Annotated in this window: 24 protein-coding genes; 17 read left to right on the top strand and 7 right to left on the bottom strand. The window is 61.7% G+C overall.

Going from position 1 to position 22,490, the window contains the following annotated elements; translation table 11 throughout:
• Positions 1 to 119 precede the first annotated feature (119 nt).
• The 9 genes from AC244_RS21310 to AC244_RS21265 all read left to right on the top strand — a co-directional run bounded on the left by AC244_RS21310 (position 120) and on the right by AC244_RS21265 (position 9,086).
• Positions 120 to 1,280, top strand: coding sequence for an Mrp/NBP35 family ATP-binding protein (locus AC244_RS21310; RefSeq protein WP_053250833.1), 1,161 nt, complete (start codon positions 120 to 122; stop codon positions 1,278 to 1,280).
• Between the two features lie 423 nt (positions 1,281 to 1,703).
• The gene (locus AC244_RS21300) at positions 1,704 to 2,681 is read left to right on the top strand and encodes a magnesium transporter CorA family protein (protein ID WP_053250831.1); all 978 of its coding nucleotides are present in this window, start codon (positions 1,704 to 1,706) and stop codon (positions 2,679 to 2,681) included.
• Positions 2,682 to 2,698: 17 nt separating this feature from the next.
• Positions 2,699 to 4,600 carry a potassium transporter Kup gene (locus AC244_RS21295; RefSeq protein ID WP_053250830.1) on the top strand — a complete coding sequence of 634 codons (1,902 nt, stop codon included), beginning with the start codon at positions 2,699 to 2,701 and terminating at the stop codon, positions 4,598 to 4,600.
• A 339-nt stretch (positions 4,601 to 4,939) separates the two neighbouring features.
• Entirely contained in the window at positions 4,940 to 6,115 is a 1,176-nt protein-coding gene (locus AC244_RS21290; protein ID WP_053250900.1) for a cell wall hydrolase, read from the top strand.
• Positions 6,116 to 6,411: 296 nt separating this feature from the next.
• Positions 6,412 to 6,771 carry an AtpZ/AtpI family protein gene (locus AC244_RS21285; RefSeq protein WP_053250829.1) on the top strand — a complete coding sequence of 120 codons (360 nt, stop codon included), beginning with the start codon at positions 6,412 to 6,414 and terminating at the stop codon, positions 6,769 to 6,771.
• A gap of 60 nt (positions 6,772 to 6,831) precedes the next feature.
• On the top strand, positions 6,832 to 7,584 hold the full coding sequence (locus AC244_RS21280) for a F0F1 ATP synthase subunit A (protein ID WP_053250828.1): 753 nt from the start codon (positions 6,832 to 6,834) through the stop codon (positions 7,582 to 7,584).
• Between the two features lie 81 nt (positions 7,585 to 7,665).
• On the top strand, positions 7,666 to 7,893 hold the full coding sequence (locus AC244_RS21275; RefSeq protein WP_025426100.1) for a F0F1 ATP synthase subunit C: 228 nt from the start codon (positions 7,666 to 7,668) through the stop codon (positions 7,891 to 7,893).
• Positions 7,894 to 7,969: 76 nt separating this feature from the next.
• Positions 7,970 to 8,587 carry a F0F1 ATP synthase subunit B gene (locus AC244_RS21270; protein WP_053250827.1) on the top strand — a complete coding sequence of 206 codons (618 nt, stop codon included), beginning with the start codon at positions 7,970 to 7,972 and terminating at the stop codon, positions 8,585 to 8,587.
• A gap of 13 nt (positions 8,588 to 8,600) precedes the next feature.
• The gene (locus AC244_RS21265) at positions 8,601 to 9,086 is read left to right on the top strand and encodes a F0F1 ATP synthase subunit B (protein WP_053250826.1); all 486 of its coding nucleotides are present in this window, start codon (positions 8,601 to 8,603) and stop codon (positions 9,084 to 9,086) included.
• Between the two features lie 550 nt (positions 9,087 to 9,636).
• On the opposite strand, the gene AC244_RS21260 is transcribed toward AC244_RS21265, so the two are convergent.
• Together AC244_RS21260 and AC244_RS21255 are read right to left on the bottom strand one after the other, a co-directional pair.
• Entirely contained in the window at positions 9,637 to 10,287 is a 651-nt protein-coding gene (locus AC244_RS21260; RefSeq protein WP_053250825.1) for a ribonuclease HII, read from the bottom strand.
• A gap of 352 nt (positions 10,288 to 10,639) precedes the next feature.
• Positions 10,640 to 11,797, bottom strand: a complete 1,158-nt coding sequence (locus AC244_RS21255) for a PA0069 family radical SAM protein (protein WP_053250824.1) — start codon at positions 11,795 to 11,797, stop codon at positions 10,640 to 10,642.
• 198 nt (positions 11,798 to 11,995) lie between these two features.
• Between AC244_RS21255 and AC244_RS21250 the strand changes: the two genes are divergently transcribed.
• Positions 11,996 to 12,523 (top strand): glycosyl transferase, encoded by a 528-nt coding sequence (locus tag AC244_RS21250; RefSeq protein WP_053250823.1) that lies wholly within the window; start codon positions 11,996 to 11,998, stop codon positions 12,521 to 12,523.
• A gap of 354 nt (positions 12,524 to 12,877) precedes the next feature.
• Here AC244_RS21250 and moaB read toward each other — a convergent pair whose 3' ends face one another.
• The 4 genes from moaB to AC244_RS21230 all read right to left on the bottom strand — a co-directional run bounded on the left by moaB (position 12,878) and on the right by AC244_RS21230 (position 17,354).
• Positions 12,878 to 13,420 (bottom strand): molybdenum cofactor biosynthesis protein B, encoded by a 543-nt coding sequence (moaB, locus tag AC244_RS21245; protein WP_053250822.1) that lies wholly within the window; start codon positions 13,418 to 13,420, stop codon positions 12,878 to 12,880.
• 1 nt (position 13,421) lies between these two features.
• Positions 13,422 to 14,333: a 4-(cytidine 5'-diphospho)-2-C-methyl-D-erythritol kinase gene (locus AC244_RS21240; protein ID WP_053250821.1), complete on the bottom strand. Its 912-nt coding sequence runs from the start codon at positions 14,331 to 14,333 to the stop codon at positions 13,422 to 13,424.
• 7 nt (positions 14,334 to 14,340) lie between these two features.
• Positions 14,341 to 16,173 (bottom strand): tetratricopeptide repeat protein, encoded by a 1,833-nt coding sequence (locus tag AC244_RS21235; RefSeq protein ID WP_053250820.1) that lies wholly within the window; start codon positions 16,171 to 16,173, stop codon positions 14,341 to 14,343.
• A gap of 164 nt (positions 16,174 to 16,337) precedes the next feature.
• The gene (locus AC244_RS21230; protein WP_053250819.1) at positions 16,338 to 17,354 is read right to left on the bottom strand and encodes a polyprenyl synthetase family protein; all 1,017 of its coding nucleotides are present in this window, start codon (positions 17,352 to 17,354) and stop codon (positions 16,338 to 16,340) included.
• Positions 17,355 to 17,462: 108 nt separating this feature from the next.
• Between AC244_RS21230 and AC244_RS21225 the strand changes: the two genes are divergently transcribed.
• The 6 genes from AC244_RS21225 (at position 17,463) to AC244_RS21200 (ending at position 21,412) form a co-directional block, all read left to right on the top strand.
• Complete coding sequence (locus tag AC244_RS21225; protein WP_053250818.1) at positions 17,463 to 17,684, top strand: DUF2007 domain-containing protein; 222 nt, start codon at positions 17,463 to 17,465, stop codon at positions 17,682 to 17,684.
• 37 nt (positions 17,685 to 17,721) lie between these two features.
• The gene (locus tag AC244_RS21220) at positions 17,722 to 18,513 is read left to right on the top strand and encodes a tRNA1(Val) (adenine(37)-N6)-methyltransferase (RefSeq protein ID WP_414735940.1); all 792 of its coding nucleotides are present in this window, start codon (positions 17,722 to 17,724) and stop codon (positions 18,511 to 18,513) included.
• Between the two features lie 76 nt (positions 18,514 to 18,589).
• Positions 18,590 to 19,456, top strand: coding sequence for a S49 family peptidase (locus tag AC244_RS21215; RefSeq protein WP_053250816.1), 867 nt, complete (start codon positions 18,590 to 18,592; stop codon positions 19,454 to 19,456).
• A 140-nt stretch (positions 19,457 to 19,596) separates the two neighbouring features.
• The gene (locus AC244_RS21210; RefSeq protein WP_053250815.1) at positions 19,597 to 19,788 is read left to right on the top strand and encodes a hypothetical protein; all 192 of its coding nucleotides are present in this window, start codon (positions 19,597 to 19,599) and stop codon (positions 19,786 to 19,788) included.
• Between the two features lie 110 nt (positions 19,789 to 19,898).
• The gene (locus AC244_RS21205; RefSeq protein WP_053250814.1) at positions 19,899 to 20,861 is read left to right on the top strand and encodes a glycine--tRNA ligase subunit alpha; all 963 of its coding nucleotides are present in this window, start codon (positions 19,899 to 19,901) and stop codon (positions 20,859 to 20,861) included.
• Positions 20,858 to 21,412: an AAA family ATPase gene (locus AC244_RS21200; protein WP_053250813.1), complete on the top strand. Its 555-nt coding sequence runs from the start codon at positions 20,858 to 20,860 to the stop codon at positions 21,410 to 21,412. Before AC244_RS21205 ends, AC244_RS21200 begins: the two co-directional genes overlap by 4 nt.
• A 3-nt stretch (positions 21,413 to 21,415) precedes the next feature.
• On the opposite strand, the gene AC244_RS21195 is transcribed toward AC244_RS21200, so the two are convergent.
• Entirely contained in the window at positions 21,416 to 21,613 is a 198-nt protein-coding gene (locus tag AC244_RS21195) for a hypothetical protein (RefSeq protein WP_053250812.1), read from the bottom strand.
• 250 nt (positions 21,614 to 21,863) lie between these two features.
• Between AC244_RS21195 and AC244_RS21190 the strand changes: the two genes are divergently transcribed.
• Positions 21,864 to 22,412: a LemA family protein gene (locus AC244_RS21190; RefSeq protein ID WP_053250811.1), complete on the top strand. Its 549-nt coding sequence runs from the start codon at positions 21,864 to 21,866 to the stop codon at positions 22,410 to 22,412.
• The last annotated feature ends 78 nt before the right edge of the window (positions 22,413 to 22,490 follow it).

The raw sequence follows: 22,490 nt of genomic DNA, 5'->3' as shown, positions 1-22,490 counted from the left end.
TGTGATCCCGGATGTACGGACACCAGGGTGAGTGGCGGCCCTGCTTTTTTGCGTTATGTCGCATTGGCGAAGCGCCCGGCCTCGATTATCTAAGAGAGAACAAAGAATGAGAGGGCGCGATGCCGGAAGTCACCAGAGACGTGGTTCTTGATAAGCTGCGAACCGTGCGCGGCCCGGATATGGAAGGCAACATCGTCGAGCTCGGGCTCGTGTCGGATGTGTTCATCTCGGATGGCAAGGCTTATTTCTCGATCACCGTGCCGGCCGACCGGGCCAAGGAACTGGAGCCGATGCGCGCCGCAGCAGAGCGCGTGGTGCGGGAAATCCCCGGTATCAGCGCAGCCATGGTCGCCCTGACCGCCGATCGCAAGGCCGCCCCTGCGGCTGCCCCGGTGCAGCGCCCGCAACCGGCCGGCGCCCATGCCGGTCATGCCCACGGCCAGCGTCCGGCCGGCGGCGCGGCCGCCAAGGCGGGCATTCCCGGCGTCGGCGCGATCATCGCCGTCGCCTCCGGCAAGGGCGGCGTCGGCAAATCGACCACATCGGTCAACCTGGCATTGGCGCTGAAGGCCAACGGCCTGAAGGTCGGCCTGCTCGACGCCGACATCTATGGCCCATCCATGCCGCGCCTCTTGAATATACACGGCCGGCCGCAGCAGATCGAAGGCCGGTTGATCCGCCCGATGGAAAACTACGGCATCAAGGTCATGTCCATGGGCTTCCTCGTCGACGAGGAAGTGGCGATGATCTGGCGCGGCCCGATGATTCAGTCGGCATTGCTGCAGATGCTGCGCGAAGTGGCCTGGGGCGATCTCGACGTGCTGGTGGTCGACATGCCGCCGGGCACCGGCGATGCGCAGTTGACGATGGCACAGCAAGTTCCGCTTGCCGGCGCGGTCATCGTCTCGACGCCGCAGGATCTGGCTCTGGTCGATGCCCGCAAGGGGCTGGCGATGTTCCGCAAGGTCGAGGTGCCGGTCCTCGGCATCATCGAGAACATGAGCTACTTCGTTGCGCCGGACACCGGCAATCGCTACGACATTTTCGGCCACGGCGGGGCACGCAAGGAGGCCGAACGCATCGGCGTACCTTTCCTCGGCGAGGTGCCGTTGACGATGGGTATCCGGGAAACCTCGGACGCGGGCACACCTTTGGTCGTTTCCGATGCGGACGGCGAGATCGCACGCATCTATCGCGACATCGCCACCAGGGTCTGGGCCGAGGTTTCGGCAGCCCGCGACGACAAGAGCCGTGCAATGCCGAGCATTGTCTTCGAATAGACCTTCATCCACAGCTTCGTCGGATGCCGTCGCTGCGGTGGCAAGCCGACGCGAAGGTCGTCTGCCGTAGCCCCTGAATGACGGCACAATTTTGTCCGCGACCCGATTTCGATTTGGAGAAACATGCAGTAGGGTGGCGCCGGAACGGTAGACGGCGCCTGTGTCATGTACCGAGGGGGCATTGATTTTGCGTCTGTGTTGCGCCATATGCCGTGCCGCACTTGCGAAGGTGCCCAACTTAGCGCCCTCTCGCCGGAGATCTTGTCCTCCCGCGATGACCGAGTTGAGGATTTTGTCCTGACTGGCGGAACGCTTCATCCGATGGATTTCTATTGTGGGAATAATGTGGCGCCGATGCGGTTGCTCACTTTCGCTCCGGCTCGCACCTTCGCCCGCGGCGGCACCAGCGGGAAGGGCGTCTGAATGATTACGGGCTATTGCTCCAACGGAGAGACCGTCATCCTGTCGGTGGCGGATGAGCCCGTTACCCTGCGTCCCGACATCGTTTGGGTCGACCTCGTCGAGCCGAGCAAGGCCGAGGATCTGATGATGGAGAAGCTTCTGGGCATCTCCATCCCGACACGGGACGACCTGAAGGACATCGAGCCATCAAGCCGGCTTTATACCGAGGCCGATGCCGTGTTCATGACGGCGTCGCTGGTCTACCGCTCGGAAACCGATATTCCCGATCTGACTGACGTTGCCTTCATCCTGCATGGCGGGCGGCTGGTGACCATTCGTTACGCCGAGCCGCGGGCATTCGCGCTCTTCAAGGCGGCGATGCACCGGATTCCGGGCGGCTGCCCGAACGGCGTCGTGATGCTGACCCGGCTGCTCGAAACGATCGCCGACCGTACCGCCGAAATTCTCGAACAGGCCGTGGGCAAGATCGACGATCTGTCGCTGCAGGTTTTTGGCGAAAAGGCCGTCGTCAAACGTCGGCCGCCGCATTTTCTGGAAGCACGTCTGCGCGATGTCGCCGGCCATCACCGACTGGTCGCCAAGACCCGCGACAGCCTCTCGTCACTTTCGCGCCTGTTGACCTTCGTCTACACGGTTCCAGACGTCCAGGCGGACAAGGACAGCCGCGAGCTTTGCCGCTCGATCTCGCGCGACATCCAGACCTTGTCGGAGCATGCCTCGTTCATCTCCGGCAACATCACCTTCCTGCTCGACGCCTCCCTCGGCCTCATCAATGTCGAGCAGAATGCCATCATCAAGATTTTCTCGATCGCTGCGGTGGTATTATTGCCGCCGACGCTGGTCGCTTCCGTCTACGGCATGAATTTTCGCGTGATGCCGGAACTCGAATGGCAGTTCGGCTATCCCTGGGCGCTTGCCGCCATGGTGATATCCGCCGTGATACCCTTTTTCTTCTTTCGCTGGAAAGGCTGGCTGTAACAACCAGTAGGACACGCATGACCCAATCGCATGCCCCTTCCACACAAGGGTCGAAAGACCTGCGCCGGCTGCTCGTCCTCGGCCTCGGCTCCATCGGCGTCGTCTATGGCGATATCGGCACCAGCCCGCTCTACGCGTTTCGCGAAGCGCTGCGGCCGGTCTCCCACGACGGCGTGACCGATGTGGAGATCATCGGCCTGATTTCGCTGATGCTCTGGACGCTGACGATCATCGTCACGATCAAATATGTGCTGTTCCTGCTGCGCGCCGACAACCAGGGGGAGGGCGGTACGCTCTCACTGCTGGCGTTGTTGATGAAGACGGGAAACGGCCACACGGCGATCCTGTTCTTCATGGGCATTGCCGGTGCCGCGCTGTTCATCGGCGATGCGATGATCACGCCCGCGCTATCCGTGCTTTCGGCCGTCGAGGGTCTGAAGCTCGTGACCCCGGCGCTGTCGGAGTATGTCGTTCCTATTGCCGTGGTCATTCTGCTCCTGATGTTTGCGGTGCAGTCCAAGGGCACGGCAGCGGTCTCCAACTTCTTCGGACCGATCACGCTGGTCTGGTTCCTGGTGATGGGCGGCATCGGCCTCGTCCACATTTCCGACGACATGGCGATCTTCAAGGCCTTCAATCCCTATTATGCCGCCAGCTTCATGTTCAACGAGGGCTATGTCGGCATCATCGTGCTCGGCGCCGTCTTCCTGACGGTGACCGGCGCGGAGGCACTCTACGCCGACCTCGGCCATTTCGGTCGTCGCCCGATCCAATGGGCCTGGTTTCTCGTCGTCTTTCCCGCGCTGACGCTCAACTATCTTGGCCAGGGCGCGTTCATCCTGAAGAACCCCGAGGCGATGTCGGACCCGTTCTTCCTGATGTTCCCGAAATGGGCGCTGCTGCCGGTCGTCATCCTGGCGACGTTTGCCACGATCATCGCCAGCCAGGCTGTCATAACAGGCGCATTCTCCTTGACGCGGCAGGCGATCCATCTCGGTTTCCTGCCGCGCATGGCTATCTTCCACACCTCGGAAACCCACACGGGTCAGATCTATCTGCCCAACGTCAACACGCTGCTGATGTTCGGCGTCATGGCACTGGTGTTGGTTTTCGGCTCGTCGGAATCACTCGCCACCGCCTATGGCATCTCGGTCACCGGCGCGATGGTCGTTACCACCGTTCTCTCCTTCGAGTTCCTGCGCGTGCGCTGGAACTGGTCGGCGCTTTGGGCCGGCGCCGCGCTGCTGCCGCTGTTTGCGCTGGAATTCGTCTTCCTCGGCGCCAACATGCTGAAGATGCATGACGGCGGCTATGTGCCGGTGCTGATCGCCGTCACCTTCATCGTCATCATGTGGACCTGGAAGCGCGGCACGGAGATCCTCCATGCCAAGACGCGCCATATCGACATTCCGTTGGCGAGTTTCGTCAAGTCGATCGAGCGCAAGAGCGAACATGCGCCGGTTGCCGTGCCGGGCACGGCGGTGTTCCTGACGAGCGACCCGGAATCGACGCCCGCCGCCCTGCTGCACAACATCAAGCACAATCACGTGCTGCATCAGCAGAATTTCATCCTGACGATTCGCACCGCCAATACGCCGAAGGTGCCGAAGGCGGAACGTGTCAGCGTGCAGCCGCTCTCCGAACGCTTCACCCTGCTCGAAATGCGCTTCGGCTTCATGGAGACGCAGAACGTCTCACAGGCACTGGGCCTCTTCCGCAAGTCGGGCTTGAAGTTCGATATCATGTCGACGTCGTTCTATCTCGGCCGGCGTAAACTGGTGCCGGACGCCCAATCCGGCATGCCGCATTGGCAGGACCGCCTGTTCATCGCGCTCGCCAATGCCGCGATCGATCCTTCCGATTACTTCCGCCTGCCCACGAACCGTGTCGTCGAACTCGGCTCGCACGTCATCATCTGACGATGCAGGCTGCCAAGGCGGCTGGCGGGCCGAAAGGCCTGCCCTTCCTGTCTTTCAGTGAAGACGCATTAACCAAACATCAAGGTTAATGCTTCATTTTCAAGGCTCGAACGAAGCATCGTCGGCAGGCGTCCGGCGGCTTCATTGTCCTACTGCATGTTTCCTTAAATCGTATCCGATTTAAGGACAAAAACATGCAGCACTTCAAAGTGCTGCAGCGACCTTTGCGCGTCTGATAAGACGCGCGGCGCTGTAGCGTCCCGCGCGGAACCTGTCCGTTGGCTCATCGCCGGCGAGGGCAAAGCCGTGCCTTCGATAAGCGTTGCGTGGAGTGGGTTGGTGCGGAAGAGTCGGAAACTGCGTCGCGAATCTCGTGTTAACTTCTCCGCCTGGCTGGCTCCGGCAATCATCGGCCTTGCGGTCTATATCGGGTTTCCCACGGTCGCGGCCTATTCCGACCTGGCAACCTTCCTGTCCGGCATCAATCGCGGCGGCGAACGCTGGCGGATGTATATGACGCCGTCGCCGGCCGGTTCGATCCACGAAGTCGAGATGGTCTTTGCCGACCCGATCACGACGAGCGCGCTTGATGGTGGCGCCGGTGTCAATCTTCCCGATGGTAGCCGCGTCGCCCTGACCGCCGAAAGCAAGCACGCCGGCACGCCGGATGAAGACCGTGTCAATCGCCGGGGCAAGAAGGGCCGTATCGTTGCCGTCACCCCCGTCACTCCGCCCAAGGATTTTACTGCCGGCTCGATCCTGCAGCGCACGAGCTCGCTGATGGAGCCGGGTTTCGAGGGGCCCGAAAAGATGGTCTTCGCCAAGCCGAAGATCAAAGGCAAGGAGATCGAGATCGCCACGGCCTTCTATAAGAAGAAGCCGCCGAAGACGGATCCCGGCGTCTCGCCGATGTTGGCCAAGCTCGTCACCAACGACAGGCCCGACATTCTTGCGACTGCCTATGTCCGGCCCGAGCCGGACTATGCGCGTGAATCGCCCTTCGATTCTATCCTGCGTGAGGACACGAACGCTGGACGTTTCATTCCCGACATCTCTCCGGAGGATCACGCCTGGGCCGCGACCCCGTTGCCGGCTGGAGTCTTCAGCAAGGAGGAACAGACGTGCCTTGCCGAAGGCATCTACTTCGAGGCGCGCAGCGAACCGCTGAAGGGGCAGGCGGCCGTCGCGCAAGTGATTCTCAATCGGGTGCGCAATCCGACCTATCCGAAAACGATCTGCGGCGTCGTCTATCAGAACAAGGCGTGGCGCAACCGTTGCCAGTTCTCCTTCGCCTGCGACATGATCCGCGATTTGATCTACTCCCGCTCGCACTGGAAGGAAGCAAAGGAAGTTGCCATGGCGGTAACCGCCGGCAAGATCTGGTTGCCCGAAGTCGGCTCAGCCACGCACTATCACGCAACCTACGTAAACCCGGCCTGGGCAAAGACGATGAAGCGTGTCGGCAAGATCGGCCTGCACATCTTCTATCGAACCTATGGCGGTGGCTGGAGCTGACGCAGTTCTGCTGCCGACCCCTTGGCTCACAAGCATCGATCGCGGGTCGGAGATTCCGGCTTGCGATCTGCCGATTCCCTCCTTTGTCTGTCGATCGTCGGCGCTGGATGCAGTCAAGTCGATGAAATCATTGAAAAATATTGTCCACGTCGAAGCGCTTTGCACGCCTTGACTATGCGGATGCCTAAAACTATGTTGCGCGCGACTTCAAATGGGGCTGAAACGTGGCTTGAACAGCAGCCCTTTGTGTGACCGAATCACGGTCGTGACCGTGTAGGACAGCAAGGGAGAGCCACGTGACGGAGAAACCCGAGGAAAGTCTGGAAGCGAGGCTCAAGCAGCTCGGCGAAAAAATTGAGTCCAAGCGACCCAGTGAGCCGGATACTGCCGAGGCCCGTGCCGCCGAAAGCCGCAAAGGCTATGCGGCGGCGATGAAGCTCTCCAGCGAGTTCATCGCTGGCATCGTTGTTGGGGCGTTTCTGGGCTATCTTTTGGACCACTTTGCGGGTACAGGGCCGTGGGGCATGATCATTTTCCTGCTCCTTGGCTTTTGCGCCGGTGTGTTGAATGTACTGCGTTCGGCGGGGATGGTGGCAACACTCGACTCGGTGAAGCGCAGTTCTGGGAATGACAAGACGGACGGAGATGACGCCTGAGGCGTCGCCCGGAAAACACGGTATCCGCCCTAAAGGCGGGCAGAACGAAAGAGAAGCGCGGTGTCAAACGATCCGACCCACCAGTTCCTGGTCAACAAGATTGTCCCGATCGAAATTGGCGGAATTGACTTTTCCTTCACCAATGCATCGCTGTTCATGGTTGCGACCGTGGGTGCCGCTGCCGGTTTCCTTTACCTGACCACATCGCAGCGCGGGCTGATCCCGACGCGCCTGCAGTCGGTTTCGGAAATGTCCTATGAATTCATCGCTTCGATGCTGCGCGAAGGCGCCGGCAGCGGCGGCATGAAATTCTTCCCGATGGTGTTCTCGCTGTTCATGTTCATCCTGACGGCGAACCTGCTCGGCATGTTCCCTTACTTCTTTACCATCACCAGCCAGATCATCGTCACCTTCGCCTTGGCGCTGTTCGTCATCGGTACGGTGCTGTTCTATGGTTTCTACAAGCATGGCTTCGGCTTCCTGAAGCTGTTCGTGCCTCACGGCGTGCCGGGCGTCCTGCTGCCGCTGGTCGTGTCGATCGAAATCATCTCGTTCCTTTCCCGTCCCATCAGCCTTTCGGTCCGTCTCTTCGCCAACATGTTGGCCGGCCACATCACGCTGAAGGTTTTCGCTGGCTTCGTGACCTCCCTGAGCGCTCTCGGTGCGCTCGGTATCGGTGGCGCGATCCTGCCGCTCATCATGACCGTCGCTATCACCGGTCTTGAATTCCTCGTCTGCTTCCTCCAGGCCTATGTCTTCGCGGTACTGACCTGCATGTACCTCAACGACGCTGTCCATCCCGGAAGCCACTAAGGAATACAGTCGCTTGCTTCCGGCCGGTCCTCCGCCGGAAGCGCAATCCTAAGCCGCAACACCATTCGAAGGAGTTCAATCATGGAAGCGGAAGCAGCAAAGTACATCGGCGCAGGTCTGGCTTGCCTCGGTATGGCCGGCACGGCTCTCGGCCTCGGCAACATCTTCGGCAGCTACCTCTCTGGCGCGCTGCGCAACCCGTCGGCTGCTGACGGCCAGTTCGGCCGCCTCGTATTCGGCTTCGCCGTTACGGAAGCTCTGGGCATCTTCTCGCTGCTCGTAGCCCTGCTCCTCCTCTTCGCCGTCTAATAACGGCTGGAGTTTCGGCCGCGACCCGTCAAAGGGTCGCGGCCGCGCATATTCTTGAGTGCACCTGGAGGTGAGCATGTTTGTGACCGCGGCCTATGCCCAGCAGTCAACCACCACTGAAGGCGCCGAAGCACACGATGCCGCTGCGGCCGGTGAGGTGCACACCGAAACGGGTGTGGCCCACGAAGGCGAGGCTGGCTCCGGCGTGTTCCCGCCCTTTGATTCGACCCATTTCGCATCGCAGCTGCTCTGGCTCGCGATCACGTTCGGCCTCTTCTATCTCTTGATGTCGAAGGTCATCATTCCGCGCATCGGCGGAATTCTTGAAACCCGTCACGACCGGATCGCTCAGGATCTCGACGAAGCGTCGCGCCTGAAGGGCGAAGCTGACGCCGCCATCGCATCCTATGAGCAGGAATTGGCAACCGCCAAGGCCAAGGGTCATCAGATCGCCGACGGCGCGCGCGAAGCTGCCAAGTCCAAGGCTGTCGCCGACCGCAACGCTGTCGAAGCCGATCTTTCCAAGAAGATCGCCGCTGCGGAAGACCGCATCGCCGACATCAAGACCAAGGCACTTGCAGACGTCGGCGCGATTGCCGAGGAAACTGCGACCGCCGTCGTCAAGCAGCTCATTGGTGGCACCGTCACCAAGGCTGAGATCGTTGCTGCCGTCAAGGCATCGGCCGGTAACTGAGGAGCACTGAACCATGCATCTTGATGCGACCTTCTATGCCCTCGTCGGCTTGATCCTGTTCTTCGTCCTGATCGCCTATCTCAAGGTGCCGGGCATGATCGGCAAGGCGCTCGATGGACGCGCCGACAAGATCAGCAACGAGCTGGCGGAAGCCAAGCGCCTGCGCGAAGAAGCCCAGAGCCTCGTTGCCGAATACCAGCGCAAGCGCAAGGATGCCGAAGCGGAAGCTGCCGGTATCGTTGCCGCCGCTCAGCGTGAAGCCGAAATGCTGACCGCCGAAGCCAAGCAGAAGACGGAAGAATTCGTCGCCCGCCGGACCGCGCTGTCGGAACAGAAGATCAAGCAGGCCGAAAGCGACGCGATCAACGCCGTTCGTTCGGCTGCCGTCGATCTGGCGATCAGCGCCGCCGAAAAGGTGGTTGCTGCCAAAGCCGACGCTGGCGCCCAGAGCGAGCTGTTCAAGAAGGCACTTGGCGAAGTCAAGTCGCGCCTGAACTAAGCACGCGCTGCAGGATACGATTTGAAAGCCCCGCCTTGCGCGGGGCTTTTTGCTTTTGAGGCCACTTTTGCCGACGCCGGCGAAAGCCGGTTGGAATGTCACCCTTGACGTTCAACATCCCGCTTCCGGATCGATTGACGGGATAATACCAACCTGCGCTGACATTAACCTCTTGCGCCGGGCCCACGGGTGGGCCGTCTATCGGCCACCGGCAGCGTCGCAACCCTCGACCGATGCCGAGGCATCGCTCTGCGGTATGCTCCTCGCCGGATGACCGCATACGGTCCCACGCAAGAGGTCAATATCAGCGCAGGTTGGTATCAGAGCATTCGTCAAACACCGGCCGATCGCCAGGGCCGGTTGGCAAATTGCAGGCAAATGCGCTGGCGTAGCGGCTCGGCGCCGAGCGTGCGACTGCGCAAAGCTGCCGTGGCACCGCTCGCTGTGCGCCTGCGTGACGCACCGAGCGGCCCAGGAGCCCTTCAAAGGGGAGTGCTATTGGCTGCGGTTCGCGGTTGTCGCGCCGGCCGGGTTTCACCGATGCCGAATGTCAGTCCTTGCGCAGCGGGCGAAAGCTCATGCGGTGCAGTGGGCAGGGGCCCTTGGCGTCGATCGCCTTGCGGTGCACTGCCGTTGCGTAGCCGGCATGGACCGCAAAACCGTAGCCGGGGTGAGCGATATCGGCACGTTCCATCATCCGGTCGCGGGTCACCTTGGCGACGATCGACGCGGCTGCAATCGAAAGCGAGCGGGCATCGCCCTTGACTACCGCCTTGGCATGGCAGCCGAGGCCGGGCGGCACATCGCGGCCATCGACCAGCACGAAACGGGCGGCCAGGGACAGGCCGTCGACGGCCCGTCGCATCGCCTCGAGGCTGGCCTTGCGGATGTCGATGGTATCGATGGTGGTGGCCGAGGAAGAGGCGATGGAAACGGTGGCGGTCGCCAGGATCTCGTCGAACAGTTTTTCGCGCGCAGCGGCGCTCAATTTCTTGCTGTCGTTCAGGCCTTCAGGGATGGCGTCGGGATTGAGGATGACGGCGGCCGCAACGACCGGGCCGGCAAGCGGTCCGCGACCGGCTTCGTCGGCGCCGGCGACGGGCCATGCACCATCCTTTCTGGCAGCCAGCTCAAAGCTGAAATCGGGCCCAAGGAGAATATCCGGGAAAAGGGGAGAATCGATCGATCTGCGATGTGACATGCGGCGAAACTCGCATGATCGACCGATTCTCTTCAAGTCCCCCGATCTGAGTGCGGCGGCAGCCGGGGGGTATGCCAGCGTCATCCTGAGGCACGGACGAGACGCCGGAATTCACTTCTGTCGTTGCGCGTCGGATATGACGCGCAACAGGCGCTGTTTTCCTGAATTTGCGACATGACCTGCTTCCCAAGCCGATTTCGGTCTTGGGCGCCATGCAGAGGCCCCAAGGCTGAGACCCTCATCTTCCGGCCAACCATGAATGTCATGAGACCTTCTGGCTGAACCTCTCATTCCATGGCCTAAACGGCCGAAAACTTCGCACCCCCTGCGGAATACGCAGCACCTGTTGCCGCTAGAGCAGCGAAAGCTGGACGCCGGTCCCGAGCGGCGGCACGAAAATGTCGTCGCGCAACTGCCGGCGATTGAGGTTGAGGCCGAGGCGTTTGGCCGCAAGTTCGAACCGACGGCCGATCTGCCAGGCATAGGGGCCGGCGCCCTTCATGCGTTTACCGAACTCGGCATCGTAGTCCTTGCCGCCACGCATCGACCGGATCAGCGACATCACGTGCCGATAGCGGTCCGGATAGTTCCGAAGCAGCCAGTCGCGAAAGAGCGGGCTGACCTCGAGCGGCAGACGCAACAGCACATAGGTGGCTTCCAGCGCTCCTGCGGTCCGGGAGGCTTCCAGAACCCGTTCTATCTCGTGATCGTTCAGGGCCGGGATGATCGGCGACACCAGGACACCGGTCGGAATGCCGGCTTCGGAGAGGGAGCGCATCGCCTCCAGTCGCTTGGAAGGCGTCGAAGCGCGTGGCTCCATCGTGCGTGCCAGCTTTCGGTCGAGCGTCGTTACCGAAATGCCGACACGGGCGAGCCCCTTTTCCGCCATCGGCGCAAGCAGATCGATGTCGCGCGTCACCATCGCCGACTTCGTCACGATCATCACCGGATGGTTGGCGGCCTGCAGCACTTCGAGGATCTGGCGCATGATCCGCCATTCCTTCTCGATCGGCTGATAGGGGTCGGTGTTGGTGCCGATGGCGATCGGCCTCACCTTGTAGTCCGAGCGGGCGAGCTCGCGCTCCAGCAGGCGCGGAGCGTCCGGCTTGGCAAAGAGCTTCGCCTCGAAATCGAGGCCGGCCGAAAGCCCCATATAGGCATGCGTCGGACGGGCGAAACAATAGATGCATCCGTGCTCGCAGCCACGATAAGGGTTGATCGAGCGATCGAAGGAAATATCCGGGGAATCGTTGCGGCTGATCACCGAGCGCGGCTTCTCCACCTGCACCTCGGTCTTGAAGGGCGGCAGGTCTTCAAGACTCTCCCAACCATCGTCGAAGGCCTCACGCGCCTGCGGCTCGAAGCGGCCCGACATGTTCAGTCCGGCGCCCCGTCCGCGGCGACGATCAACCTCGATCCTGAGACCGGTTCCGCTCATCAATGCTTCGGCAACCTCTGCCGTGTTGGCGGGTGCAAGCGCACCCTGCCTGATCTGAGACAGCTCGTTCATCGGAATCTCCGGGGGATCGCGTGTTTGATCCCGTTTTGTTCTGATTATTTTCCTATCGTGAAAACAAGAACAATTCAAGAACAAAATCATGCCCGCTGAAATGAGAGCGATAGGCATGACTTGGAGATCAGGACGAGGACGGGAGCCATCGTCGCACGCGGATGTAGCATTTTACGCTGCAATGCGGTAGGAACAGCTATGCTGACGATCATCATGGAAACACGCGATAACGAAGCGGAACTGGCGCAGACGCTGTCCGTGCTCGTGGCAGGCGCCGTGGAGGGATTGGTCAGCGATGTCATCATCCTCGATCATGGCTCCAAGGACGGGTCGGTGCGTGTGGCCGATGCCGCCGGTTGCCGCTTCTGCGTCGATTGGGATCTGGGCGATATCGTGCGCTCCGCGCGCGGCGAGTGGCTGATGCTGCTTGAGCCTGGTGCTCGGCCGATCGGACGCTGGGTGGATGAACTCGTCGAATATGTATCGCTTCACAAAGGCCCGGCCCGTTTCTCCCCGTCACGCCTCCACCGCAAGCCGCTCCTGCATCGCCTTGCGCGGCGGGTGAAGCCGTTGGAGGCCGGTTTCCTCGTGCGCAAGGGCGACGCTTTGGTGGTCGCGCGCGGGAAGATGCAACTGAGTGAGATGACCAATATCCGCGCTGTACGAAAGCTTGCGACCGAGCTGGTCCCGGCCTGGGTTGCGCTCGACAGCAGGCAGGGCGCGTAGATTATCGACTGGCGCCAACAAAAAAGGTGCCTGTCCTGCGGACGGCACCTCCAAGCGGCTACCAAATATCTTTGCTAGCAAATTCGTAGCCGAGCGACCGGGCGAGCCGCGCGTCGTATGTTCTTGTTCCCTTCGCCGGGGGACATTGGCGATGGGCTCGTCTTCGCTCCGTTTGAAGGACTTGCTCGGGTCTCGTTGCGATCCCTCATGTGAGCTGACCATTGAACGTCTAGCAGACAAGTAGTGGCTTCGCAGTTCCCTAGGGAACAGGCCGGTTGCGCCACACATTCGCGCAGTCGACCGCCGTTTCGGCAGAGGCGGCCTCTTGTAAGATGCGTTCAGGGACAGGCCCGCTCAGCCCCGCTTCAGATGCTCGTCGAGCCGCGGCATGATCTCGACGAAATTGCACGGCATGTGCCGGTAGTCGAGTTGCTGCTTGAGAATGCTGTCCCACGCGTCCTTGCAGGCCCCGGGCGAGCCCGGCAGGACGAAGATGAAGGTGGCGTTGGCGACGCCGCCGGTTGCACGCGACTGGATCGTCGATGTACCGATCTTCTCATAGGAGATCCGGTGGAAGACTTCGGAGAAGCCATCCATGCGCTTTTCGAACAGCGGTTCGAGCGCCTCAGGCGTGACGTCGCGGCCGGTGAAGCCGGTTCCGCCGGTGGTGATCACCACGTCGATCGTATCGTCGCGCGTCCAGGCTTCCACCTGATCGCGGATCTTTTGCTTATCGTCGGGCACGATCGCGCGCGCTTCGAGGCGATGGCCGGCGTCGAGCACCCGCGCTTGAAGCGTGTCGCCGGACTTGTCGTTGGCCAGTGTGCGGGTATCGGAGACCGTCAGAATGGCGATGCCGACGGGAATGAAGGGGCGATTGTCGTTGATCTCGGCCATTTTATTTCCCCTTGCCTACGGTTCTGCCGGCGAGAACGTACCATTCGCGGTGGGCAGCAGAAAGGGAGTGCGCTGCGCGCTGCGCGCTTTCGTCGCTGTCGAACAGGCCGAAGCAGGTGGCGCCCGAACCGGACATGCGCACCAGCGCGGCTCCGCTTGCTGCCAGTGCGTCGGAGACGCTGGCGATGATCGGCTGCAGCAAGCGCGCCGGCGGCTCCAGGTCGTTGCGCATCGCCGCCATGGCCGCAAGCCAGGCCGCAGGGGATATGAGGCCGACGGGGATGGCAAGCGGCGGATTGATCTTCTTTTCCAGTGTCCGGAAGATCACCGGTGTCGAGACGGCAACCAGAGGATTGACCAGCACGATCGGGAACGAGGGAAGCTCTTCAGCCGGCGTGATCTCCTCGCCGATGCCGCGAGCCACAAGCGGCCTGCCGTCAAGGCACATCGGCACGTCGGCGCCGAGCTTGAGCGCCAAGGCTGCGAGCGGTCCCGGTTCGATGCTGGTTCGCCAGAGGTCGAGAAGCCCGCGCAGCGTAGCGGCCGCATCGGCGGATCCGCCACCGATGCCCGAGGCAACGGGCAGGTTCTTTTCGAGATGAATATGGACCGGCGGGGTGTCGACGCCCTGTAGGGCCAAGGCCTGGCGCAGCAGGTCCCGCGCCTTGAGCACGAGATTGCCGTCCTGGTCAGCGCCCGTCGTCGGCAAATCCGTGGCGAATGGCCCGGATAGGGTGAAACGGTCTTCGTCCGACGCCGAAAGCCCGATCCGGTCTCCGCGGTCGGCAAAGGTCACGAGGCTTTCGAGGAGGTGGTGGCCGTCGGCCCGCTGGCCGACGACGTGCAGTGCCAGATTGATCTTGGCGGGCGCCGCCCGTGTCAGCGCGAAGCCCGCAATCTCGCCTTGAAGCATGCTGCGATCAGGACTTCTTGTCCGGCGCCGGCGCCTCGGGGGTGACCTTCTTCGGCGCGGTTTCCTTGGCGTCGGCAGAGGCTGGAACCACTTCCTTCAGCGGCGGCAGGCCGTTTTCGATCTTGGCCTTGATCTTCGGGATCTCGGCCTCCTCGGGTTTCAGCTCAAGCGTCTGCGTCCATTGGAACACCGCCTCCAGCTTGCGGCCGACGCGCCAATAGGCATCGCCGAGATGGTCGTTGATGGTCGGATCGCCGGCCATCAGCTCGGCAGCCTTTTCAAGCTCGACCACCGCATCATCGAAGCGGTTCATGCGGAAATAGGCCCAGCCGAGCGAATCGACGATATAGCCGTCATCCGGCTTCAGCTCGACCGCCTTGCGGATCATGTCGAGCCCTTCTTCCAGGTTGATGTTCATGTCGACCCAGGAATAGCCGAGATAGTTCAGCACCTGCGGCTGATCGGGGTTGAGCTCGAGAGCTTTGCGGAAGCTCGGCTCGGCCTTGTCCCAGAGCTTCTGGCGCTCATAGGCGATGCCGCGCTGGAAAAACACGGTCCAGTCGCCGCGCTTCGGCACCGGGCCGATCGCATCGACGGCGCGGTCGTAAAGCTCGCCCATCTCCTTGTAGTCCTTGGCATCGGAAAGCACGCTGCCATAGGCGAGATAGTTGCGGATGTTCTTCGGATCGACGTCGATCAGCGCCTTGAGGTGCTTCTTGGCTTCATCCACCTTGCCGATGCTGGCAAGGCTGAGACCAAGCTGCAGTTCCGAGAGCCTGCGCATCGGCGAGGTCTCGGGCACGCTCTGGTAAAGCTCGATCGCTTCCTTCGGCTTCTTCAGGTTTTCGGCGATGCCGGCCAACATCACGAGGATATCGGCACTTTCCGGATCGAGACGGCGCGCCGTCTGGAGATAGAGCGAGACGATGTCTTCGGCGCCGTCGCGGTTGAGCGCGCCGCCGATGGAAAACAGCACGGCTGCCGCACCCTGCGATGCGTTCTTGACCTGCTGCTCCTGGGGTATGCCGGTCTCGATGTTCTTCCGAAGCGCTTCGAGCGGAGTGTAGTTGTTGACCATGTTCTCGCCGACGGCGATCGTGTCGAGCGCCTTCTGCTTGTTGCCTTCGCGCGCCTCAAACCGTGCCAAGGCCTCGACCGCACGCATGAACGTGTCGGGCGCAGCACTACCGCCTTCGCGATCGAGGATCGCGTCGTTGAGTTTCGTGCGCGCGGCGGCCTTGTCGCCGGAGGCGATGGCGATCGCGCCGGCATGGTAATTCTTGAATACGCGGAACCAGTCCGGTCCTTCGAGACCGTTGACCTGCGCGAGCGCCTCTTTGGGCTTGCCCTGGCCGAATTTGGCCCAGGCGGAAAGAAGGCCGTTCATCAGCCGGTCGAGATCGTTCGGACCTTCGTAGTTCAAGAGCTTCTGCGCGTTGCGGTATTCGCGCTTGCGGATCGCCTCGATCGCACGGATGACGGTGGTAATGCGCTCGACGGCCGGGTCGGACTTCAACTGCTCGGCGATCTTGGCGCCGTCGTCGAACTTGCCGGCCATCAGCAGCGTGATCATCAGCCGCTGTTTGACTTCGTTATTGTTCGGCTCGAACTGCAGCGCAATGCGGTAGAGTTCGTTGGCCGCGGCAAAGTCACGGTCCGTATCGGCGGTGCGAGCAGCGAGGAAGGCGCCGGCAAAGGTGTTGACAGACGTGATGTCGAAAGGCTCGGTCTCCTCGACGGCGGCCTTTTCCTCGGCGAAAGCCTGGTAGCTGGTGCTGACCGAGGCAAGAGCCATCAGTGCAGCGCCGCTAAGAAGGCGGAGGATCGTCTTTTGCCGCATGTCAAACCTTTCATTGCCGATCTCTCGGCCTTGCGCACGACTGAGGGTTGTTTTGGAATCAGCCACGTGTTGCCCGGCACAACTCTTGAGGAACAGAATGGCTTTTTTGGCGCAACGCGGCAAGAAATTCCTCTTGGATGTCCTGGTCCGGCCGGAGGATTGCGTCAGCTGACTCGGTCGATGCAGAAGTCGATGACCTCGACCAGCGCCGATTTCCAGGGCGAACCCGGCAGCGGCGCGAGAGCATCGCGCGCGATCGTTCCATAGTGTTGCGCACGGGCGATGGTATCGCTTAAGCCCCCATATCGCTTGATCAGGCCGAGCGCCTTTTCAAGGTTGGCATCGCTGCTGTCGCCACCCTCGATCGCCTGGCGCCAGAAGGCGCGATCTTCCGCCGTGCCGCGGCGATAGGACAGGATGACCGGAAGGGTGATCTTGCCTTCGCGGAAGTCGTCGCCGACATTCTTGCCGAGCTCGCGGGCCGAGCCGCCATAGTCGAGCACGTCGTCGACGAGCTGGAAGGCGAGGCCGAGATTCATGCCGTAGGATTTCAATGCATTGCGGTCGGATTTGCTGGTCTGGGCGACGATCGGGCCGACTTCGGCGGCAGCGGCGAAAAGCGCTGCGGTCTTGGCGCGGATGACCTGAAGGTAGTCGTCCTCGGTCGTTTCCATGTTCTTGGCGACGGAAAGCTGCAGCACCTCGCCCTCGGCGATCACCGACGCTGCGGTCGAAAGCACGTCGAGCGCATCGAGCGAGCCGACATCGACCATCATGCGGAACGCCTGGCCGAGCAGGAAGTCGCCGACGAGCACGCTTGCCTGGTTGCCCCAGATCGTGCGGGCCGTGGATTTACCGCGGCGCAGATCGCTTTCGTCCACGACATCGTCATGCAGCAGCGTTGCCGTATGCATGAACTCGACGCTGGTGGCGAGCTTGACGTGAGCGTCGCCCTCGTAGCCGAACATCGCCGCGGAGGCGAGCGTCAGCATCGGCCGCAACCGCTTGCCACCCGAAGAAATCAGGTGGTTGGCAACCTCAGGAATCATCTGGACGTCGGAGCCGGCCTTCGACAGGATGAGCTGGTTGACGCGTTCCATGTCGGGCGACGTCAAGTCAACGAGCGGCTTCACGGACGCCTGTTTGTTTTTGCTGTCTTCCAGCGGTATCACTACGCCCAACACCGGGACTCCTGTTTTCATTGTCGCTTTCGACAATAGGAAGGGGGGGCACGTGCGGCAAGAGGCGAATTGTCCCGCTTGCTGAAATAGGACAGGAAAAACCGCTGGATGAAGGAATTGATCCGCACTAACGACGTCGTTCTGCTTTCTTTTGCGGAAAGCCTGATGAAGGACGCCGGTATCAACTGCCTGATCGCCGATCAGGGTATGAGCATTCTGGAGGGGTCGCTGGGCCTGCTGCCGCGCCGTTTCCTCGTGCCGGACGACGATGCCGATGCCGCGCGCCGCATCCTGATTGAGGCCGGGCTGGAAGCGGAGTTGCGGGCATGATCGCCGGTTCGTCTGCCGCCGCAGGTGACGATCGGCCATGAGCGAACGACCTATGACGCTTGCCGAGCCCGAAACGGTCGACGCGTTCCACCGCGGCAGGTTCCATGTCGTGCAGCCGCTGGGGCAGGGGCATCGTTCCGGCATGGATGCGATGCTGCTGGCTTCGCTGGTTGCCGCCCACCGCGCCTGTCGCGTGGCCGATCTTGGCGCCGGCGCCGGTGCTGCCGGCATGGCGGTCGCTTCGCGGCTGGAGCTGGCCGAGGTCGTTCTGGTGGAGCGCTCGCCGACCATGGCGGCGTTTGCGCGCCGCAGCCTGGCGCTCCCCGAAAACGAACGTTTCGCCGAGCGGGTGTCGGTGATCGAGGCCGACGTCTCGCTTGCCGGCAGGGCGCGCCGTGCCGCCGGGCTACCAGACGATGCCTTCGACCATGTGATCATGAACCCGCCTTTCAACGATGCCTCCGACCGGCGCACGCCGGACAGTCTCAAGGCCGAGGCGCACGCGATGAGCGACGGCCTGTTCGAGATCTGGATCAAGACGGCGGGCGCGATCATGAAGCCCGGCGGACAATTGTCGCTGATCGCCCGGCCGGAATCGATCGCCAATATCATTGCGGCCTGCGGCCGTCGCTTCGGCGGTATCGAGATTACGCCGCTGCACCCGCGCATCGGCGAAAATGCCGTGCGCATCCTGGTCACCGCAATCAAGCAGAGCCGCAAGCGGCTAGTGTTGAGAGCGCCGCTGATCATGCACGAGGAGGGCACCCATCGCTTTTCTCAAGACGTCGACGATCTCAACAACGGGCGCGCTGTCTATCGGCGCCGTTGATTTACCGTATGCGGCATTGCGTTTGGACGACCAGTGCATACATGCAAGGGCAAGAGTTCGTATTGCAGGAGTTTAAATGGCCGGGTTCTTCAAAAGGCTGATGCCGAAGCGTTTTCGGCGGGATGGCATTGCGATCCCCGTTGTGCGGCTTCACGGCGCAATCATGGCCGGCGGCGGCCAGTTTCGCCCAGTGCTCAATCTGGCCTCAGTCGCTCCCTTGCTGGAGAAAGCCTTCGCGGTCAAGGAAGCCCCGGCCGTTGCGATTTCGGTCAACTCTCCCGGCGGCTCGCCGGTGCAGTCGCGGCTGATCTACCAGCGTATCCGCGATCTCGCCCTGGAAAAGAAGAAGCGCGTGCTCGTCTTCGTCGAGGACGTGGCGGCTTCCGGCGGCTACATGATCGCGCTTGCCGGCGACGAGATCATCGCCGATCCGACGTCGATCGTCGGGTCCATCGGTGTCGTCTCCGGCGGCTTCGGTTTTCCGGAGCTGTTGAAGAAGATCGGCGTCGAGCGGCGCGTCTATACGGCCGGCGAGAATAAGGTCATGCTCGACCCGTTCCAGCCGGAAAAGGAACGCGACATCGAGTTCCTGAAAAGCCTGCAGCTCGATATCCATGATACCTTCATCCAGATGGTGAAGGCCCGCCGCGGGCAGATGCTGGCCGACCATCCCGACGTCTTCTCCGGTCTTTTCTGGACGGGGCGGCGCGGATTGGAACTGGGGCTGATCGACGGCCTTGGCGATCTGCGCGGCGAGGTGAAGAAGCGTTACGGCGAGAAGGCGCGGCTCGAACTGATCCAGCCGGCGCGCAGTCTTTTCGGGCGCCGCCAGACCGGCGCATCGATTGCCGGCGATATCGCCGCGCCGATCGCTGCTTCTGCGATGGCGGGTCTTGCCGAAGCGGTAGAGGAAAGGGCATTGTGGGCGCGTTTCGGGCTTTGAGCCGCGACCGGCGCGACCGGCCTACAGCGCCGCGCGTCTTGTAGACGCGCAAAGGTCGCTGTAGCACTTTGAATGGCTGCATATTTTCATCCTTAAATCGAGTTCGATTTAAGGATGAAAATATGCAGTAGGGAGGAAAAATGCCGCAGCTTATCCTGCTCCTGATCGCAGGCTTGGTTCTATGGATCGGCTACCGCAAGTTCATTGCGGATGCCAAGAAGTTGACGCGTCAGCGCGATCAAACGCGCCGCGAGCAGCAGACCGGCGCGAGCGGGACCCTCGTCAAGGACCCCGAGACCGGCGAGTACCGGCTCAAACGCGAAGACGAGTGAGATTTTTCGTGCACCTTTGCGTGCATGGAGATCGGCCTCAGCGCTTGACCCCTGCCGCCCGGCGTGGCACCTGTCCGGCTCTCATTTCGTGAAGAATTCGGACGTTCCCCATGACCACCGCCTCGCTGCCCGACCACATGAACCCAAAGCGCTCGTTCCAGGCTCTGATCCTGACGCTGCACAACTATTGGGCCGACAAGGGTTGCGCGGTGCTGCAGCCCTACGACATGGAAGTCGGCGCCGGTACGTTCCATCCGGCAACGACGCTGCGTGCGCTCGGCCCCCGTCCGTGGCGTGCGGCCTATGTCCAGCCCTCCCGTCGCCCGACCGACGGCCGCTATGGCGAGAACCCGAACCGTCTGCAGCACTATTATCAATATCAGGTGATCCTGAAGCCGAACCCGTCCAACCTGCAGGAGCTTTATCTCGGCTCGCTGGAGGCCATCGGCCTCGATCCGTTGCTGCACGACATCCGCTTCGTCGAGGACGATTGGGAAAGCCCGACGCTGGGCGCCTGGGGCCTCGGCTGGGAATGCTGGTGCGACGGCATGGAAGTGTCGCAGTTTACCTATTTCCAGCAGGTCTGCGGAATCGAATGCTCTCCGGTCGCCGGTGAGCTGACTTACGGCCTCGAACGTCTGGCGATGTATGTCCAGGGCGTCGACAATGTCTATGATCTGAACTTCAACGGCCGCGAAGGCGCCGAGAAGATCAGCTATGGCGACGTCTTCCTGCAGGCGGAGCAGGAGTATTCGCGCTACAATTTCGAGTACGCCAATACCGCCATGCTGCATCAGCACTTCATCGACGCAGAGGCAGAATGCCAGGCGCTTCTGGCGGCCGGCGCACCTGTCGAGGGCACCAACAACCACTTGCACAAGTGCGTCTTTCCCGCCTACGACCAGTGCATCAAGGCGAGCCACGTCTTCAATCTGCTCGATGCGCGCGGGGTGATTTCGGTGACCGAACGCCAGAGCTACATTCTGCGCGTTCGCACACTGGCAAAGGCCTGCGGCGAGGCATTCCTGCTGACCGATGCCGGCGGCGCGAACCTCAACCGGGACGCCGCTTGATCGCCGAGCCAGCGAGCCTCATCGTTCACATCAATGGCTGGCCGGGTACCGGCAAGCTGACCATCGCGCGCCATCTCGCCGAACATCTCGGCGCGAGGCTTGCCGACAATCACACGCTGATCAATCCGGCCGAGGCGCTGTTTGCCAGGGGCACGCCGCTCTATCGGTCGCTGCGGGCAACGATTAGAACCGCAGTGCTCGATCACGTGCGCCGGGCCGATGCTGCGCAATCCTTCCTCTTCACCGATGCGCTGTCGGATGATGCATTCGACAGCCGCGTATTCGACGATTATGCGATGCTGGCTGCCGATCGCGGCGCCCGTTTCGTTGTCGTCGTACTCGATTGTGCGTTGGAGGAGAACCTGAAGCGGTTGACGCGCGCCGGTCGTTCCAAGGCGCACAAGCTGACCGATCCGCAAGTGTTGATCGATCTCAGAAGCCGGCACGTTCTGTTGAAAGGAAAATGCGATCAGCTGATCGAACTCGACGTCACCAACCTGGGCGCCGATGAAGCTGCCAGCGAGATTGCGGTGCGGATTGCGCAGAGCTAGATCTCATGCCGCGTGGCCAGCCTTGATGCCGTTCTTGCAGGTCGGCTTCTGGGTCGGATAGGCGTCGGTGTAGAGCTGGCTGGAATAGGTTTGCAGTGCCCTGCGAACGCCAGATGGTTTCTCGGCCGAACCAACGCTCGCATAGGCAACGAAGAGCGCCGTAAAGGCGATCACGTTGATGAGGGTTGCGAGCGTTTTCATGGTCTTCACTTCGTATCCGGGGTTGTTCGTTGGGGGGACTATCGCCGATCGTCCCTGTCCCCGCCGTTCCCGATGGAACAGGAATCGAGGTGTTTGGGCGTGCGGATAGGCCGTAGCGGTGAACAGTGTGTTCACAGCCTTCGGCCGGCAGCTGGGGAGGAGCGCGTTTCTCCGCCCGAATGCTGCAGAAAGGTCTTTGAAGCTGGAAAGCCGGTGCTAATCTCTGCCGAGCTTTTTTGGAGGGTATCTCATGATCGGTCTGGCCATCGGCGTTGTCGTGATCCTGTATCTGGTTTTCGTCTACAACGGTCTCGTCAAGGCGCGGCAGATCGCCGAGGAGGCCTGGTCGGGCATCGACGTGCAGTTGAAGCGGCGCGCCGACCTCATCCCCAACCTGATCGAAACCGTGAAGGGCTACGCCGCCCACGAGAAGTCGACGCTCGAGGAAGTCATCGCGATGCGCAATCGCGCCCAGGCCGTTCCGGCTGGCGATGTCGAGGGGCGGGCCGCGGCCGAAGGCGCCCTATCGCAGGCACTCGGCAAGCTGTTTGCCCTTGCCGAAGCCTATCCGGATCTCAAGGCCAACGAGAATTTCGTAGAGTTGCAGCGCTCGCTCGAAACGATCGAGGGCGAGATCCAGATGTCGCGCCGCTACTACAACGGCGCGGCGCGCGACCTTAACGTCAAGGTCGAGAGTTTTCCGTCGAACCTCATCGCCAACGCTTTCCGCTTCGTGAAGGCCGGCTATTTCGAGATCGCCAACGAGGCGGACCGTGCGGTGCCGCAAGTCAAATTCTGATCGGCGACGTTACCCGATCGCGCCATCGAATGATAAGAGACACGCCTGCCGAGGCTGAAAGCCTCGGCGCTACTTGCA

The sequence above is a fragment of the Ensifer adhaerens genome, assembly GCF_001270265.1.
Lineage (GTDB): Bacteria > Pseudomonadota > Alphaproteobacteria > Rhizobiales > Rhizobiaceae > Ensifer > Ensifer adhaerens_B.
The sequence above is the reverse complement of the archived record's forward strand: the minus strand, read 5'-3'. Positions and strand labels throughout refer to the sequence as shown.

Excerpts from the sequence above, each read along its gene's own strand:
- AC244_RS21310 (WP_053250833.1), top strand. The coding sequence starts at position 120 with ATGCCGGAAGTCACCAGAGACGTGGTTCTTGATAAGCTGCGAACCGTG.
- AC244_RS21300 (WP_053250831.1), top strand. The coding sequence starts at position 1,704 with ATGATTACGGGCTATTGCTCCAACGGAGAGACCGTCATCCTGTCGGTG.
- AC244_RS21295 (WP_053250830.1), top strand. The coding sequence starts at position 2,699 with ATGACCCAATCGCATGCCCCTTCCACACAAGGGTCGAAAGACCTGCGC.
- AC244_RS21275 (WP_025426100.1), top strand. The coding sequence starts at position 7,666 with ATGGAAGCGGAAGCAGCAAAGTACATCGGCGCAGGTCTGGCTTGCCTC.
- AC244_RS21270 (WP_053250827.1), top strand. The coding sequence starts at position 7,970 with ATGTTTGTGACCGCGGCCTATGCCCAGCAGTCAACCACCACTGAAGGC.
- AC244_RS21265 (WP_053250826.1), top strand. The coding sequence starts at position 8,601 with ATGCATCTTGATGCGACCTTCTATGCCCTCGTCGGCTTGATCCTGTTC.
- AC244_RS21260 (WP_053250825.1), bottom strand. The coding sequence starts at position 10,287 with ATGTCACATCGCAGATCGATCGATTCTCCCCTTTTCCCGGATATTCTC.
- AC244_RS21255 (WP_053250824.1), bottom strand. The coding sequence starts at position 11,797 with ATGAACGAGCTGTCTCAGATCAGGCAGGGTGCGCTTGCACCCGCCAAC.
- AC244_RS21250 (WP_053250823.1), top strand. The coding sequence starts at position 11,996 with ATGCTGACGATCATCATGGAAACACGCGATAACGAAGCGGAACTGGCG.
- moaB (WP_053250822.1), bottom strand. The coding sequence starts at position 13,420 with ATGGCCGAGATCAACGACAATCGCCCCTTCATTCCCGTCGGCATCGCC.
- AC244_RS21240 (WP_053250821.1), bottom strand. The coding sequence starts at position 14,333 with ATGCTTCAAGGCGAGATTGCGGGCTTCGCGCTGACACGGGCGGCGCCC.
- AC244_RS21235 (WP_053250820.1), bottom strand. The coding sequence starts at position 16,173 with ATGCGGCAAAAGACGATCCTCCGCCTTCTTAGCGGCGCTGCACTGATG.
- AC244_RS21225 (WP_053250818.1), top strand. The coding sequence starts at position 17,463 with ATGAAGGAATTGATCCGCACTAACGACGTCGTTCTGCTTTCTTTTGCG.
- AC244_RS21220 (WP_414735940.1), top strand. The coding sequence starts at position 17,722 with ATGAGCGAACGACCTATGACGCTTGCCGAGCCCGAAACGGTCGACGCG.
- AC244_RS21215 (WP_053250816.1), top strand. The coding sequence starts at position 18,590 with ATGGCCGGGTTCTTCAAAAGGCTGATGCCGAAGCGTTTTCGGCGGGAT.
- AC244_RS21210 (WP_053250815.1), top strand. The coding sequence starts at position 19,597 with ATGCCGCAGCTTATCCTGCTCCTGATCGCAGGCTTGGTTCTATGGATC.
- AC244_RS21205 (WP_053250814.1), top strand. The coding sequence starts at position 19,899 with ATGACCACCGCCTCGCTGCCCGACCACATGAACCCAAAGCGCTCGTTC.
- AC244_RS21195 (WP_053250812.1), bottom strand. The coding sequence starts at position 21,613 with ATGAAAACGCTCGCAACCCTCATCAACGTGATCGCCTTTACGGCGCTC.
- AC244_RS21190 (WP_053250811.1), top strand. The coding sequence starts at position 21,864 with ATGATCGGTCTGGCCATCGGCGTTGTCGTGATCCTGTATCTGGTTTTC.